This is a genomic window from Luteibacter sp. TLI7-4A (genome assembly GCF_056754745.1).
The window spans coordinates 1,169,029-1,185,158 of the sequence record NZ_JBPGWO010000001.1; the positions used below are offsets into that span (position 1 = coordinate 1,169,029).

Genomic DNA, 16,130 nt, shown 5'->3' on the forward strand with positions numbered 1-16,130 from the left:
CGGCGTGCGGCTATCCGAAGGTGAAGGAATAGACCTGGATACCCGGATCGAGAAACTCGATCTCGACGTCCCGGTCGGTAATCTCACCCGCCTGCCGGATCAACTGGTACATCCGCGGCTTGCTCACCGTGCCGCTGCCGTCGGCGGCGACATCGACACCGTGGCCGGCGCCCGGCGGCTTGCCGTCGATGAGCACCCGGAAACGAACGGGCGCGCCGCTCGACGACGGCCCCATCACCAGGTGGACGTCGCGTGCATGAAAACGGAAGACGATGCGAGCGTCGGCCTTGTCGGACTGCGCGGATTCCGCCTTGACCGTCCAGTCCCCGGCAAAACCCCAACCACCGGGTGACAGGTCGTCGGGACGTGCGTACGTCTTGCTCCGGCCCTGCCGCATGCCGCCTGGGGAAGCGAAGCCGTCGGCACGGTCGTAACCGACATAGGTCTCGCCCGTACGTAGTTGCGCCCAATCGGCCTGCGCCTCGACGCCTTCGGATGTCACCTTGGTCGGTCCGGCGGGCAAATCGGCGTGCCCGGCTTCGGCCAGCAATTGCCTGATGATCGCTTCGGTATGTTCGTATTCGCCTTCGCCGAAGACGTGGTGGCGGATGCGTCCCTGGCTGTCGACGATGTAGAGGGCGGGCCAGTATTCATTGTCGAAGGCACGCCACACGGCGTGGTCGCTGTCGACGGCGACCGGATAACCGGGAGCGATGTCCTTAACCGCCGTGCGCACGTTGTCCAGGTTCTTCTCGAAGCCGAACTCCGGCGAGTGGACGCCGATGACGACCAGGCCCTGGTTCCCGTATCGGGCGGCCCATGCGCGAAGGTAAGGGACTTGCCGGAGTGAATTGATGCAGGAGTACGTCCAGAAATCGACGAGCACCACCTTGCCGCGCAACGCGGCGGGCGAGAGTGCCGGGGAGCCGATCCAGGTCGTCGCGCCGGTGAGGGACGGCATTCGGCCCTCGACCGGGAGTTCGATCGCCGAGGGGGGCGAAGCGACGGCATCGCCACCAGCGGCCGGCTGGGAAAACACGGTGGTGAACGCCAGCGAGATCGATAGCAACGTGTATGGTTTCATGAAGCGCTCCCGGTATCCGGCGACATGTCACTACAATTCGCACCGGATCTCTTGGAGGGACGTGCCTTCGTGGCGAGGCGTCAGCCTTGCCTGTCTTGCGGAAGCAGGCGGTCGTATTCCCGTTTGACCACGGCATAGCATTCGCAGGTACGTCGCTCGAGCCCTTCGCGATCGAGCACGGTGATGTGTCCACGCCGATAGTGGATCAACCCGGCACGCTGCAAGTGTCCGGCAGCCTCCGTGACGCCTTCGCGGCGCACGCCAAGCATGTTGGCGATCAGTTCCTGGGTCATGACGAGGTCGCTCCCGCCCAGGCGATCCAGGCTGAGCAGTAACCACCGGCACAGCTGCTGGTCGAGCGAATGGTGTCGATTGCAGACGGCGGTCTGCGACATTTGCGTGATGAGGGCCTGCGTATAACGGAGCAGCAGGTGGAGAACCGGCCCAGCGCGATTGAATTCACGCAGCATCGCCGCCGCTTCCAGCCGGAATCCCTTTCCCGCGCTTTGCACCAGCGCCCTGCTGGGGGTCGATTCCCCGCCCATGAAAAGCGAGATGCCGACGATGCCCTCGTTGCCGACCACGGCGATTTCCGCCGAGGCGCCGTCTTCCATCACGTAGAGGAGGGAAACGATGGACGTGGTGGGAAAATAGACGTGGCCCAGCCGTACACCCGGCTCGTACAACACCTGCCCCAGGGGCATATCGATGGGTTCGAGCAGGGGCGACCACGACGCGAGGGAGTCATCGGGCAACATGGCGAGCAAACGGTTGTCGCGCGGATCCAGAGCCGAGGCCATGCGCTTTCCTCCATGGGGTCCGCCCCGGGAGTCTACTACCTAAGTGCGCCAGCGCACCGACAATACGCTCGCATGGGTGCAGGGTGGGCGTCTGCCCGGCATCCTGGGCCCAAAGAGTGCCATGATCCCTTTTCCCCGCACCAGCGCCGGCGTGTGACCGGCAAGACCATGTGGCGCACCGCCACGAAAGCGCCTGCCGCCGAACGTGAACCGGCGCTCCGTTCCGAACTCTTCAACGCCGACCAGCTGGAAGCCCACGGGTCCGTACTGGCGAGCCGCCATGGACTCGCGCGGAAGCGATCGTCGGAATGGCTACTCCCACGGCTGGCCGAAAACGAGACCGTCATCCTCGAAGCCTGCCGGGCGTTGGTGGCGGCTGGCCGGCGTGTGGATGGCGCCACCCCCGCGGGGGAATGGCTGCTCGACAATCTTTACCTGATCGAAGAACACATACGGATCGCCCACAAGGACTTTCCCAAAGGCTATAGCCGGGAGCTGGTACAACTGGAGAACGGCGCCTCGAAGGGCCTGCCGCGGGTCTACGATATCGCCCTGGAAGTGATCTCGCATGGCGACGGCCGGCTCGACGCGGCAGGCCTGGCGCGTTTCCTCAAGGCTTACCAGGCCATCGTGCCGCTCAGCCTGGGCGAGTTGTGGGCCATTCCCATCATGCTGCGCCTGGCCTTGATCGAAAACCTGCGGCGCATCGCGGTGAGGGTGATGCTCGACCGTTCCCGGCGGCACCGTGCCACGCGCTGGGCGGACGCCATGACTCGCATGGCCGTGAACGATCCGAAGAACATCGTCCTCGTGGTCGCCGACATGGCGCGTTCCTCGCCGGTGATGAGCGCACCCTTCGTCGCTGAGCTGGCGCGCCGGTTGCAAGGGCAGGGCCCGGCACTGGCCATGCCACTGGGCTGGGTCGAACAGCGGCTGTCGGAATCCGGCCGCAGCATCGACTACCTCGTGCAGGTCGAATCGCAACAGCAGGCCGCCAACCAGGTTTCCGTCGCGAACAGCATCGGAAGCCTGCGCGCGCTGGCGACCATCGACTGGCGCGACTTCGTCGAGGAAGCGAGCCAGGTCGAGGCTATCCTGCGCGAGGATCCGGCGTCGATCCATGCGGCGATGGACTTCGCCACGCGCGACCGTTACCGGCATGCCGTGGAGCGCCTGGCCCGAACGAGCCGCCGCGATGAAGTGGCGACGGCGCGTGCCGTATTGGCCGCCTGCGGGAGACCGGACAACGACGAACTGGCCAGGCATGTCGGTTTTCACCTGATCGGCGCCGGCGCGCGCGCGATGGAAGACGAGCTGGGAGTACGGCCCGGATTCGCCACGCGCTGCCGGCGTATCTTCGACACGGCTCCCTTTGCCTTCGCGCTGTCCGCCCTGGTGGTGGTCACGGCGGTGTTGGGCCGTGGAGTCATCGCGACGGCTTCGTCGCCGCCGGTGCCCGCGTGGGCGATGGCGGGCATCGTCATCGGCTCGCTGCTCGTGGCGAGCCAGCTCGCGATAGGCCTGTTGAACCTGCTGGCCACATTGGTCACGACACCCGATTCGCTGCCACGGATGGACTATGCGGAGGGCATACCGGCCCAGGCGTCCACGATCGTGGTGGTGCCGACGTTGCTGGGCTCCATCGACGATGTCGAGTCCATCGTGGAATCGCTCGAAGTGCGGTTCCTCGCCAATCGCGACACCGCCCTGTATTTCGCGTTGCTCACCGATTTCATGGATGCGGACTCCGCCTCGATGCCAGGCGATGCGGCCATCCTCGATTCGGCGCACCGGCTGATCGCGTCGCTCAATGCGAAGTACGCATCGCCCGACGCCGACCGCTTCTTCCTTTTCCACCGGCCCCGGACATGGAGCGAGACGGAGCGCCGGTGGATCGGCGCCGATCGCAAGCGCGGGAAGCTGGTGGCGCTGAACGCGCTGCTTCGTGGCAAAGGCCCGGAGGCCTTCATGCGCGTCGTGGGGCGATTGTCCAGCCTGCCGTTCCTTCGCTATGTGATCACGCTGGATACCGATACGCAGCTACCGCGCGATACGGCGCACCTGCTGGTCGCCGCGATGGACCATCCATTGAATCGGCCGGTGTTCGCCAGCGACGGAAGGAAGGTGCTTTCCGGTTACGGGATCATGCAACCCCGTGCGGGCATCGGCCTGCCTGCACGCGCGCGTTCGCTCTTCGCGCGCCTTTATGGAAGCGACGCGGGAATCGATCCTTACACGCGCGCCGTGTCCGATGTCTACCAGGATCTCTTCCACGAGGGCTCGTTCATCGGCAAGGGCATCTACGACATCGATGCGTTCGAGCGTGCACTGGCGGGACGGCTGCGAGACGAGCGTGTCCTCAGCCACGACTTGATCGAAGGCTGCTTCGCGCGTTCCGCCTTGCTCAGCGATGTGACCGTGTTCGAGGAAATTCCCGAACGGTACGTCGACGACATGCTGCGGCGCCATCGTTGGATACGTGGAGACTGGCAGCTGTTGCCCTGGTTGCTGCCGAAGGTCCCCGGCAGGACGGGCTGGCGGCGGAACGACCTGTCGGCGCTGTCGCTCTGGAAGATCTTCGACAATCTGAGGCGCAGCCTGGTGCCATTGGCGTCGGTGGCGCTGCTTGTCGTGGGCTGGTTGTGGATACGGCCCGCGCCGACCTGGACCCTGGCGATACTGTCCATGACCTTCGTGCCCGTACTGCTCCAGGCACTCATGGAGGCCTCGCGCAAATCGAGCGACATCGATTGGTCGCGGCACCTTCGCGTGTCGTTGGCGGGGGCGGGCCAGCACGGCGCGAGGCTGATATTGTCCATGGCGTGGCTGCCCCACGAGGCGGCATCCGGGCTCGATGCGATCCTGCGTTCCCTCTGGCGCATGGCGGTGAGCCGGCGGCATCTGCTCGAATGGCGTTCGTCGAGCGAAGTCGAACGGCGGGGGCGTGGATCACGGAGTGTTCCATGGCGGGCGATGTGGGCCGGACCCGTGCTGGCATCCGGCCTGGTCGCCACGCTCTGTTTCGTCCGCCCGGCGGTGCTGCCGGTGGCCATGCCCGTTCTTCTCCTATGGTCGTTTTCGCCGGTACTCGCCTGGTGGATCAGCCGCCCCAGGATCGGATCGGCCTTCGAGCCGAACGACGCCGAGCGGCGTTTCCTTCGTGGCCTGGCAAGGCGTACATGGTCGTTCTTCGAGGAATATGTCGGTCCGGCGGATCGCTGGCTTCCGCCCGACAACGTGCAGGTGACCCCGGACCCGGTCGTGGCGAGGCGCACATCGCCAACGAACATGGGCCTTGGGCTGCTCTCCGGCCTCGCCGCCTACGATTTCGGTTTCATCGGCATGGGCCGCTTCATCCAGCGGACATCCGCCACGCTGGAGACGATGCGCTCGCTAGAGCGGCACCGCGGGCACTTCTACAACTGGTACGCCACCGACACGCTCGCTCCCTTGCCGCCGCTGTATGTCTCCAGCGTGGATAGCGGCAACCTCGCCGGTCACCTGCTCACGCTGCAGCGTGGACTGTTGGCCCTGGCGGACGAACCGGTCTTCCGGATGTCGTCGCTGCTCGGCTTGCGCGACTCGGTGGACATCCTGGCCCATGAAGCCGGCACGGCCGATGCGAAAGCCGACCTGGGAACCTGGTCGGCCGCATTGGCGAGCGCGATGGATTCACCCCCGGGCAACCTCGACGAGGTGCTCGCCCTGGCGATGCGTCAGGGCGAGCACCTGCGGACGGTGACCGCGCGACTGGCGCGCACCTCATCCGCCGAGGCGGCGTTCTGGCTCGAACGCGTGGGCGTCCAGTGCGAAGAGCTGCTTGCCGACGCGCGACAGTGGCAAGGCGCTTCCACCGCGTCCTCCGCGATCCCGACACTGGGCGGTATCGCCGCCTCCGAACCAGGGACTCCGGCGCAAGTCCTGGCGGTCGAGCGCATGCGCGATGTCTCGGCACTCGCGGCGCTCGCCCGTGAGTTGTCGATCATGGATCACGCTTTCCTCTACGACGAGCGCCGGCACTTGTTCTCGATCGGCTACGACGTCGAAAGGCGGGCCCTCGATGCCTCGTTCTACGACTTGCTGGCATCGGAGGCCCGGCTGGGCAGTTTCGTCGCGATCGCCGAAGGCCAGGTACCCCAGGACAACTGGTTCGCGCTGGGCAGGTTGCTCACCACGTCGGGGACATCCACGGTGTTGTTGTCGTGGACCGGGTCGATGTTCGAGTACCTGATGCCGATGCTGGTCATGCCCAGCTACGAGGGAAGCCTGCTGGAACAGACCTGTCGTGCCGCCGTCGCGCGGCAGGTCGCCTACGGCAAGCAACGCGACGTGCCGTGGGGTGTCTCCGAATCGGGCTACAACACCATCGACGCCCAAGGGACATACCAATATCGCGCCTTCGGGGTGCCGGGACTCGGACTCAAGCGGGGGCTGGGCGACGACCTGGTCGTCGCGCCTTACGCCAGCGCGCTGGCCCTCATGGTCGCTCCGCAAGTGGCGATCGTGAACCTTCGCCGCCTCGTGGACCTGGGCATGGCGACGCGTCATGGCATGTACGAGGCGATCGACTACACGCCCTCCCGGGTCCCGCCCGGGCAAGGCGCGGCGGTGGTTCGTTCGTTCATGGCGCACCACCAGGGCATGGCGTTGCTGGCCATCGAGCATCTCCTGCTCGACCAGCCCATGCGGCGCCGCTTCGAAACGGATCCCTCGGTGATGGCCACGAGCCTGCTGTTGCAGGAACGCATTCCGCGGACGGCGTCGGAATACCTGCACGCCACCGAGTTCTCCGATGGCGCCACCACGACACCGACGCCAGAAGCGCGCCTGCGCCTGTTCACCGATCCCGGCAGGTCGCGGCCGGCCGTGCAATTGCTGTCGAATGGCCGCTACCACGTCATGATCAACAGTGGCGGTGGCGGTTACAGCCGGAGGAACGCCATGGCGGTCACCCGCTGGCGTGAAGACATCACGTGTGACGCGCATGGCATGTTCTGCTACTTGCGGGACCCGGAGTCTGGCGATACCTGGACGACGTCGTACCAGCCCATCGGTCGCCGCACGGAACGATTCGAGGCTATTTTTTCCGAGTCCCGCGCGGAGTTCCGTGTCCGGCAGCGTGGGTTCGAGACGCATACGGAGATCGTCGTCTCGCCCGAGGACGACATCGAATTGCGCCGAACGCGCGTGACCAACCACGGCCGTACCCGCCGCAGCATCGAACTGACGAGCTACGCCGAAGTGGTGCTGGCCGATCCGATCGGTGACGCGATGCATCCCGCCTTCAGCAAGCTTTTCGTGACGACGGAGATCGTCGAAGAGATGCAGGCGCTGCTATGCAAACGCCGGCCACGATCCGCCGACGAGCAGATTCCATGGATGTGCCACCTCGTGGCGGTGCACGATGCCGACGTGGATGCCATATCGTACGAGACTGATCGCTCCCGCTTTATCGGCCGGGGGCGAAGCACCGCGCATCCCGCGGCGCTCGATCCCGGGGTGTCTCATCTGTCGGGAAGCGACGGTGCCGTCCTCGATCCCATCGTCTCGATCCGCGTCAGCGTGACGCTCGATCCCGGGCAGACGGCGACCCTGGATTTCGTCACCGGTGTCGCGGACGGCCGTGAGGCCTGCCTGCGCCTGATCGAGAAGTACCGCGATCGCCACCTTTGCGATCGCGTGTTCGACCTCGCCTGGACGCATAGCCAGGTGCTGTTGCGTCAGGCCAATGCGACGCTCGCCGACGCCCAGCTCTACGAGCACATGGCGACCTCGATCCTGTACCCGAACCTGGCCTTGCGCGCGGAGCCCTCGTTGATCGCGGCCAACGCGCGTGGGCAATCCGGCCTATGGGGCCAGGCCGTTTCCGGCGACCTTCCGATCGTCCTGCTCCGGATCGGCGACATGGCCCGCCTGGATATCGCGCGCGACCTCGTTCGCGCCGCCGCGTACTGGCGAATGCGCGGACTCCTGGTCGACCTGGTGATCTGGAACGAGGACAGCACCGGCTACCGTCAGGCATTGCACGACGCGCTGACCGGATTGCTGGCGTCCGGCTCCGAAGCCAGCCTGCTGGACCGGCCCGGCGGTGTCTTCATCCGGGCGGCGCAGCCGCTTTCCCACGAAGACCGGATGGTGATGCAGGCAAGCGCGCGCATCGTGGTGGTGGACACCCTCGGTTCGCTCGCGGAGCAGATGGAACGCCACCGGCTCGACTCACGGCCCCCGCCGGTCGAAGCGGCCTCCTGGCCGCAGAGACCGGCATCACCGCCAGCCGATCGGACGGCGGCGGCCGGGGCGTTCTCAGACGACGGCAGCGAATACGTGATCGAACTGCCCCCCGGCGCGGTCACCCCCGCCCCGTGGTGCAACGTGCTGGCCAATCCCTCGTTCGGCAGCATCGTTTCCGAGAGCGGCTCCGCCTATACATGGGCCGAGAACGCCCATGCCTGCCGCCTGACGCCGTGGCACAACGATCCCGTGGAGGACGCGGGCGGCGAGGCGATCTACCTGCGTGACGAGGCCAGCGGCCATGTATGGTCGCCGACCCCGTTTCCCGTGCGGGGCGCCGGCGGTTACACGACGCGCCACGGCTTCGGCTACAGCACGTTCGAACACGTCGAGGAAGGCATCCGTTCGCGGCTCGATCTATTCGTCGCGATCGACCTTCCCGTGAAGTTTCATGTGTTGAGGCTAACGAACGAGGGAAACGCTCCCAGGCGCATATCGATCACCGCGTACGTGGAGTGGCTGCTCGGAGACATCCGCGAAAAGAACGTGATGCATGTGGTGACCGATATCGACGCCGCAACGGGTGCCTTGTTCGCACGCAATGCCTATAACAGCGACTTCCCGGGGCGCGTGGCGTTCCTCGACGTGGGAGATCCGGAGCGCAGGATCGGCGGTGACCGCACCGAGTTCCTCGGCCGCAACGGATCGCTCGCTTCGCCGCTGGCGATGCGCCGCCAGGACTGGTCGAACCGTGTCGGCGCGGGACTCGATCCCTGCGGCACCCTGCGCATGGAGGTATTGCTGTCTGCCGGCGAGTCCCAGGATATCGTCATCCGCCTGGGCATGTGCTCCAGCGACACCGAGGCCCGTGCGCTGGTGAAGCGTGTGCGAATGGACGGCACCGCGGAGGCGGCACTCGCGGCGGTGCGCGCCCACTGGCGGGATGTACTGGGCAGGGTACGGGTCGAGACACCCGAGCCCGCCATGGACGTGCTCGCCAATGGCTGGCTCCTTTACCAGACCATCGCCAGCCGGATGTGGGCTCGCAGCGGTTACTACCAGTCCGGGGGCGCGATCGGTTTTCGCGACCAGTTGCAGGATTCGATGGCGATGCAGCATGCCGCGCCGGCGCTGGCGCGTGCGCAGTTGCTGGTGTGCGCCGCGCATCAGTTCGTCGAAGGCGATGTGATGCACTGGTGGCATCCACCGACGGAGCGAGGCGTACGCACCGCGTGCTCCGACGACTATCTGTGGCTGCCACTGGCGACGAGCCGGTACGTGGCATGCAGCGGCGACGGCGACGTCTTGCACGAGACGGTCGAATACATCGAAGGACGCGCCCTGCGGGCCGGTGAGGAATCCAACTACGATCTGCCACGCCCCTCCGGGCAGAGCGCGACCCTCTACAAGCATTGCGTGCAGGCGATCGAGCACGCGATGCCCCGTGGACGCCATGGCCTGCCCTTGATGGGCGGCGGCGACTGGAACGATGGCATGAACCTGGTCGGCATCGGCGGGCAGGGGGAGAGCGTATGGCTGGGCTTCTTCCTCAGTCATGTACTGCGCGAGTTCGCCGTGACCGCGCGAGGACATGGCGATCCGGCTTTCGCGGACCGTTGTCTCGCCGAGGCCGACACGCTGGCCGCCAGCCTGGAAGCGGAAGCCTGGGATGGCGACTGGTACCGCCGCGCATGGTTCGACGACGGCACGCCGCTGGGATCGGCCGGGAACGAGGAATGCAGGATCGACTCCATCGCGCAGAGCTGGTCGGTACTGTCGGGCGTGGCCGGCGCCGAACGGGCGACGCAGGCGCTGGCCTCGCTGGACGGCCACCTCATAGACCGCGACGCGGGCTTGATCCGGTTGCTCGATCCCCCGTTCGACCGGACGGCGATGGAGCCCGGCTACATCAAGGGCTACGTTCCAGGCGTACGCGAAAACGGTGGCCAGTACACCCACGCCGCGGTCTGGGCGGCGATGGCATTCGCCAGGACAGGACAGCCGGACCGGGCCTGGGAGCTTGCCCGCATGATCGGACCAGCCAGCCATACGGGCGACATCGCTTCCGTCGAGCGCTACAAGGTCGAGCCCTATGTCATCGCCGCGGACGTCTACAGCGTCGCGCCTCATGTCGGGCGTGGCGGATGGACGTGGTACACGGGTTCCGCTGGATGGATGTACCGGCTGCTCGTGGAATCCCTCCTGGGAATACGGCTCAGCGGCGGCAAGCTGCGCTTCGAGCCGAACGTGCCAGGGGCATGGGCGGGATACCGCGTGGAGTACCGCCACGGCACCACGACCTGGGACATCGATCTTCGTCCTACGCAGGCGGGCGAGGAAACGAGCGTTCGCCTCGATGGCGTCGTGGTCGATGGCGGGGAACTCGAGCGAATCGATGACGGGCTTCGGCACGACGTGCACGTGACCTATCCGCGCCGCTGACGGTGGCCCGGCGCGATAACGACCGAATCATGCTCCTGCCGGCGCCGGCATGCTCTCCTGCCAGCGCACGGTCATCGCCGTCAGGCTCTGTTGCACGAAGCGCACGAAGTTCAGTGTCGCCTCGCTGACCGACCGGCTCGACATGGTCAGCGCGTGCAGGGGCAGGGGCTGGGGTTCGAACGCCTCCAGCACGATCCGCAGGCGGCCACTGGCGATGTCGTCGGCGACCATATAGAGCGGGAACTGGGCGAATCCGAGCCCGGCGCGGGCAGAGGCGAGCAAGGCGCCGAGATCGGCCGAAGCCATGCGCGCGTGGCGGCGCTGCGAAACCGGCCCGCGGAACATCCGGTACCCGGATGTCTCGCCCGAGGCGTAACTGAGGTAGTGGCTTTCGTCCAGGCTGGCCGGATGCGCGGGCCTGCCGAGGCGGCGCACGAGGTCGGGGCTGCCCACCGTGACCAGCCGTACCGTTCCGAGCGGACGAGCGACGATATCGCTGCTGTCGGGCAAGGTCTCGCGAAGGCTGAGGATCACGTCCGCCTGCTGCCGCAACAACGCCTCGATGTCGCTGCCATGGGTGGTCACCGCCAGCCGCGTGCGCGGATGCGTGACGGCGAAACCCGGCAGGAGTTCGGCCACCAGGGGCGACAGCAAGCCCTGTGCCTCGATGCGCACCAGGCTGGCCGCATTCGCCGGGGGAGCCGCGGCGTGTTCCGCCGCGATCGCCGCTTCACACATCGCCGCCGCATGGCGATAGACCCGTTCCCCCGACTCGGTGATCGCGAACCGGCGCGCGTTCCGATGCAGGAGGCGCGTGCCCAGTCGCTGCTCCAGGGCGATGATGCGCCGGCTCAGGAGCGAACGGGTCGTACCCAGCCGGGCCGCCGCCGCGGAAAAGCCGCCCGCTTCGACCACGTGGACGAGCAGGAAGAAATCGCCAAGGTTGTTGATCTGTTCCATCCGCCCGTACCCCGCCGCCACATCGGGCGCCAACACCTCATTCTAGTGAGCGCCATACGGCCCATCTTTTGGACGGGCGACGAATTCCTTTGCCGGAGCGGAAATGGATCGGTTAAAGGACATATACTTCGCCGAAAACGCGCCGGACCGCCGTCAGTGGCCGGAGCGACCGCAGGGGGGAAAGCCATGTCCGTTCAGGATGCTCATATTCTGGTCATCGACGACGCGCCGGAGGAAATCCGGTCGTTGCTGCACGCGTTGCGCGCCCAGTCCTGGCGCGTGACGCTGGCCACCACGGCGCAGCAGGGATACCAGCGCGCCCAGCTCCTGGCACCCGACCTGATCCTGCTGGACGTGCGCATGCCGGGCATGGACGGTTTCGCCCTGTGCCGCCAGTTGCAGGAACTGCCGCGGGTGCGCCATATCCCGATCCTCTTCCTTACCTCCGCCGCCAGCATCGAGGAACGCCTGGAGGGCCTGAGCCAGGGCGGCGTGGACTATATCCTCAAGGGTTGCGAGCCGGCCGAGCTGCTGGCGCGCGTGCAGATCCACCTGCGCCTGGCCCCCCGGCCGGAGGCGTCCGTCCCGAACGTCCAGGACGCGACGGCGCCGAGCCAGGACGAGGTGATCCTTCGCGCCGCCATGCGGTTCATCGGTCGGCGCTTGTCCGAGCCGTTCGCGCTCGAACAGATCGCCAGCGCCGTCGGCACCTACGACAAGCGCCTCTCCACCATTTTCCGCCAGCGGCTGGGCATGACCGTGTTTGCCTGGATCCGCGAGGAACGCCTGCGCAAGAGCCGTCAATTGCTGGTCGATACCGAGCTGGGCATGCAGGAGATCGCCGAGAACATCGGCTTCCGCAGCGCCTGCAATTTCACCACGGCGTTCCGCGAGCGCCTGGGCGTGACGCCCAGCCAGTACCGCAAGGCCGCGCGGCAGGATGTTCCGGCCGATGCGGATGCCGTGGGTGCGTGACCGGATGAGCGCCCGCCACGTGCCGTTCCTGCGGCATGCCGTGATGGCCTGGCTCGTGATCGTCGCGTGCCTCGGCGGCTGGACGCCCTCGCGCGCCTCGGCCGTGCAACTGCCCTTGACCGTCTACGACCAGTCCAACGGACTGACCAGCCTCTCCGTGATCCGCATGATCCAGGACAGGGAAGGCTATCTCTGGGTCGGCACCGAAAAAGGCCTCTACCGTTTCGATGGCGTGGGCTTCCGCCAGGTCGATGCCGCGAATGGTTTCCAGACTTCGGAAGTCATCGGTTTCGCTGAGGACGCCGGCGATCACCTGTGGGTGGCTTCGCGGGCGGGCCTGCAACGGCGGGAAAGCGACGGCACGTTCCACTGGGTGCGTCCCGGCGGCATCCAGGTCATGGCCGACCGTGGCCAGACCCTCGCCGCCGACGACCGCGACGGCATGCTCGTGGTGAGCGGGCACCGCCTGTTGCGGTTGACCCAGGATGCCGGCGGACGCTGGACGGGGGCGCCGCTGTTCGGTGCCGGCGCGGAACGCCACGGCGACGACCCGGGCGATGTCGCCGCGGTGCTCCAGCGCAACGGCACCACATGGTTCGGCTGCGGCGTCGCCTTGTGCCGCCTGCGCGATGGCCTGTTGACCCGGTACGGCGTCGAGCAGGGCGTTCCCGCGGACAAATGGGTGGGCATCCTCGCCGCGCGGGACGGCAGTATCTGGGCGCGTGGCATTCGCAACGTGTTGCGGCTGGCGGCCGGCGCCTCCGATTTCACGAGCCACGAGATCCCCGGTGGCCATACCGAGGTCGCGGCGTCCAGCATCGACATCATCGAGGATCGCGCGGGACGGATCGTCACCCGCACGGACGTCGGCATCGCCCGCTGGGATGGCGCGCGCTGGGAATTGTTCGACACCGGTTCGGGCTTGCCCGGCGTGGGCATTTCCTCGCTGCTGGCCGATCGTGACGGCATGGTCTGGATGGGCACGTACGGCCGCGGCGTCGTCTACTGGAGCAACGCCGACGCCGTCGAGAACTGGACCTCGGCGCAAGGCCTGAGCAATAGCCTGATCTGGTCGATCGCCCGCGGCGACGCCCGATCGGTCTGGGTGGCCGGCGAAGCCGGCGCGGAAGTGATCGTGCCGGAAGAAGGGCGTGCGCATCGCGGGCCGCTGAAGGCCGCGCCGCCCAACCAGGCGCACGCCGTCATCGTCGATGGCGGCGGCATCATCTGGTATTTCCTGTTCGATGGACGCGTGTTGCGTTACGAACCGAAAACGGAGAAGACCACGCAGGTCGCCGTGTTGCCGTACCTGGTGCGCGGCGCCTACCTCGACCGGGCCGGGCATTTCTGGGCCTACACGCTGGGCGGACTGTACGAAGTCGATCCGGCGCAAGGACGCGTATCACCCGCCGCGCCCTCGCTCATGCCGTCCACCATGTGCTCGGACCTGGCCGAAGACGCCGCCGGCGACCTCTGGGTGGCTTGCAGCGGCGGATTGTTCCGGCACGACGCCGCCGGCTGGGCGCGCGTACGCGTGCAGCCTGAGGAAGCCTCCGGCGGCTACGAGAACGTGGCGGTCACGCCCGACGGCAGGCTGTGGCTGAGCTCGTTGCAGCCCGGACTGCTCGTCGGCCGGATCACGGACGCGGACCAGGTGACGATGGCGCCGGTGGACGATCCGCTGCTCGCGGATACCCGCTTCTATTTCCTGCGCGCCGACCGGCGCGGCCGCTTGTGGGCGGGCGGAGGCAACGGCGTCGATGTCTTCGACGGCGGCGACTGGACCCGGCTCTCCACGCGCGACGGCCTGCTCTGGGACGAGACCAACCATGGCGCGTTCTTCGCCGACGACGACGGCTCCATCTGGATCGGCTCGCCGATCGGCCTGACCCATATCCTCGACCCGGGACAACTCCTCGCGCCCCGCCGGATCCTCCCGTTGCTCATCTCCGCCCGCTACGGCGACCGCGATGTCGGCGGACCGGATGCCGCGTTGTCCTTCGAGGAAGCCGCGCCCCTCGTGCTGCGCTTCGGTGTATCGGGCAATGGCGCGGGGCAGCCGGTACGTTTTCGTTACCGCCTTTCCGGAGCCGACAAGGACTGGGTGGAAACCGCGCAGCGCGAGGTGCGCTACGCCTCGCTGCCGCCGGGCCATTACCGCTTCCAGTTGCAGGCGATCGATGCGAACCGGCGCAACGTGTCCGAGCCGGTCACGCTCGATTTCAACGTGGCCCCGCCATGGTGGCTCACGCGCTGGGCCTTCGCGGCGGCGGCGCTGCTGGCCCTGGCGTTCGTCGTGTTCGCCTGGCGCTGGCGCACGCGCGTGCTCATCCGCCACGCGCAACGGCTGGAGCAGGTGGTCGAGGAACGCACGGCGGAACTGCGGCAGTCGCTGCAGTCGCGGCGCATGCTGCTGGCCCACATCGGCCACGACCTGCGCTCGCCGCTGGGCGCGATCCTGGATGCGGTGCGCCAGTGGCGCGCGGGCAGGACGGGGCGCGACTATCCACGGGCCATCGAACGGCATGTGCGCCAGCAGATGGACCTCATCGACGAACTGCTGGAGTTCTCCCGCGGCGACCTGACCGAACTCACGCTCGAACCCGTGCCGGGTTACCTGCACGGATTCCTCCACGACGTGGCGGACCATGCGGCACCGCTGGTGGAACGCCATGCCAATCGCCTGGAGTGCCACTTCGATCCGCGCCTGCCGTCGTTGGCGGTCGCCGACTTCCGCCGCCTGAGGCAGGTGCTGTTGAACCTCCTCGGCAACGCGGCCAAGTTCACCCACGACGGCCTCGTCGTCTTCCGCGTCGAACCGCGGGGTGGCGACGGCCTCCGCGTGCACCTGGCCTTCTCGGTCGAGGACACGGGCATCGGCCTCGAGGCCGACGTGGCCGCCGCGCTGGCGCAGCCTTTCACCCGTGGCGGCAATGCCGCGCAGCACGAGGGCAGTGGTCTCGGCCTGGCGATCGTGACCCAGTTGCTCGATCACATGGACAGCCGTCTCGTGGCCGAGCCCGTGGCTTCCGGTGGAAGCCGCTTCGGTTTCGAAGTGGCCTTGCCCCTGGCGAGCGAAGACGATCTCGAACCGGAGCTCGAGACGGGCGGCGACATAGGGGACATCGACGGCGAGGGCAGGGCCGTGCTGGTGGTCGAGCCGCATCCCGCACGGCGCGCCGTGTTGTGCGACCTGCTCGATGGCTACGGCTTCCGCAGCCTCGCCGCCGCCGATGGCAGGAGCGCCATGAACACGCTGCGCGACGACGCGCCCGATGTGGTCGTGACGGAACAGCGGTTGCCAGACATGGAGGGATGGCGATGGTTGCTGACGTTGCGGCGTGAGCACCCGGGCTTGCCCGTGCTGCTCTATTCGGCCTTGCCGCCGCGACGTCCCGCCGATGCGGCGACCACGGAAGACTTCGACGACGTCCTGCTCAAACCCGCCACGGCGGCCGAGTTCATCGCGCGTGTCGTGCGTCTGCTCGAACCGGTAACGGATGAAACGGCGGCCGTCGCGCGCGACGACGTGCGCTGATCCTTCCTCCTTCACAAAGAACACGCGTCCCTTCGGGCAAAGGCCCGCCTCCACGACCCTGACGCCACGATGGCGGCCGGTAAGGCCTGGCCGCCCCGTG

Annotated in this window: 6 protein-coding genes; 3 read left to right on the forward strand and 3 right to left on the reverse strand. The window is 67.2% G+C overall.

All coding sequences use genetic code 11. From position 1 onward, the window contains the following. Window positions 1-10: 10 nt before the first annotated feature. Complete coding sequence (locus ACR9Y6_RS05280; RefSeq protein WP_481280331.1) at window positions 11-1,084, reverse strand: redoxin domain-containing protein; 1,074 nt, start codon at window positions 1,082-1,084, stop codon at window positions 11-13. A gap of 80 nt (window positions 1,085-1,164) precedes the next feature. Beyond that, complete coding sequence (locus ACR9Y6_RS05285) at window positions 1,165-1,884, reverse strand: Crp/Fnr family transcriptional regulator (RefSeq protein ID WP_481280332.1); 720 nt, start codon at window positions 1,882-1,884, stop codon at window positions 1,165-1,167. A gap of 168 nt (window positions 1,885-2,052) precedes the next feature. Between ACR9Y6_RS05285 and ACR9Y6_RS05290 the strand changes: the two genes are divergently transcribed. Beyond that, window positions 2,053-10,557 carry a glycoside hydrolase family 94 protein gene (locus tag ACR9Y6_RS05290; protein ID WP_481280333.1) on the forward strand — a complete coding sequence of 2,835 codons (8,505 nt, stop codon included), beginning with the start codon at window positions 2,053-2,055 and terminating at the stop codon, window positions 10,555-10,557. A gap of 27 nt (window positions 10,558-10,584) precedes the next feature. Here the strand turns inward: ACR9Y6_RS05290 and ACR9Y6_RS05295 are convergent, their stop codons facing one another. Further along, complete coding sequence (locus ACR9Y6_RS05295) at window positions 10,585-11,517, reverse strand: LysR substrate-binding domain-containing protein (RefSeq protein WP_481280334.1); 933 nt, start codon at window positions 11,515-11,517, stop codon at window positions 10,585-10,587. A 186-nt stretch (window positions 11,518-11,703) separates the two neighbouring features. On the opposite strand from ACR9Y6_RS05295, the gene ACR9Y6_RS05300 reads away from it, so the two are divergent. Both ACR9Y6_RS05300 and ACR9Y6_RS05305 read left to right on the forward strand, forming a co-directional pair. Continuing rightward, window positions 11,704-12,492, forward strand: a complete 789-nt coding sequence (locus ACR9Y6_RS05300) for a response regulator transcription factor (RefSeq protein ID WP_481280335.1) — start codon at window positions 11,704-11,706, stop codon at window positions 12,490-12,492. Then, window positions 12,470-16,030: a ligand-binding sensor domain-containing protein gene (locus tag ACR9Y6_RS05305; RefSeq protein WP_481280336.1), complete on the forward strand. Its 3,561-nt coding sequence runs from the start codon at window positions 12,470-12,472 to the stop codon at window positions 16,028-16,030. The genes ACR9Y6_RS05300 and ACR9Y6_RS05305 overlap by 23 nt, the downstream gene beginning before the upstream one ends. Window positions 16,031-16,130: the final 100 nt, after the last annotated feature.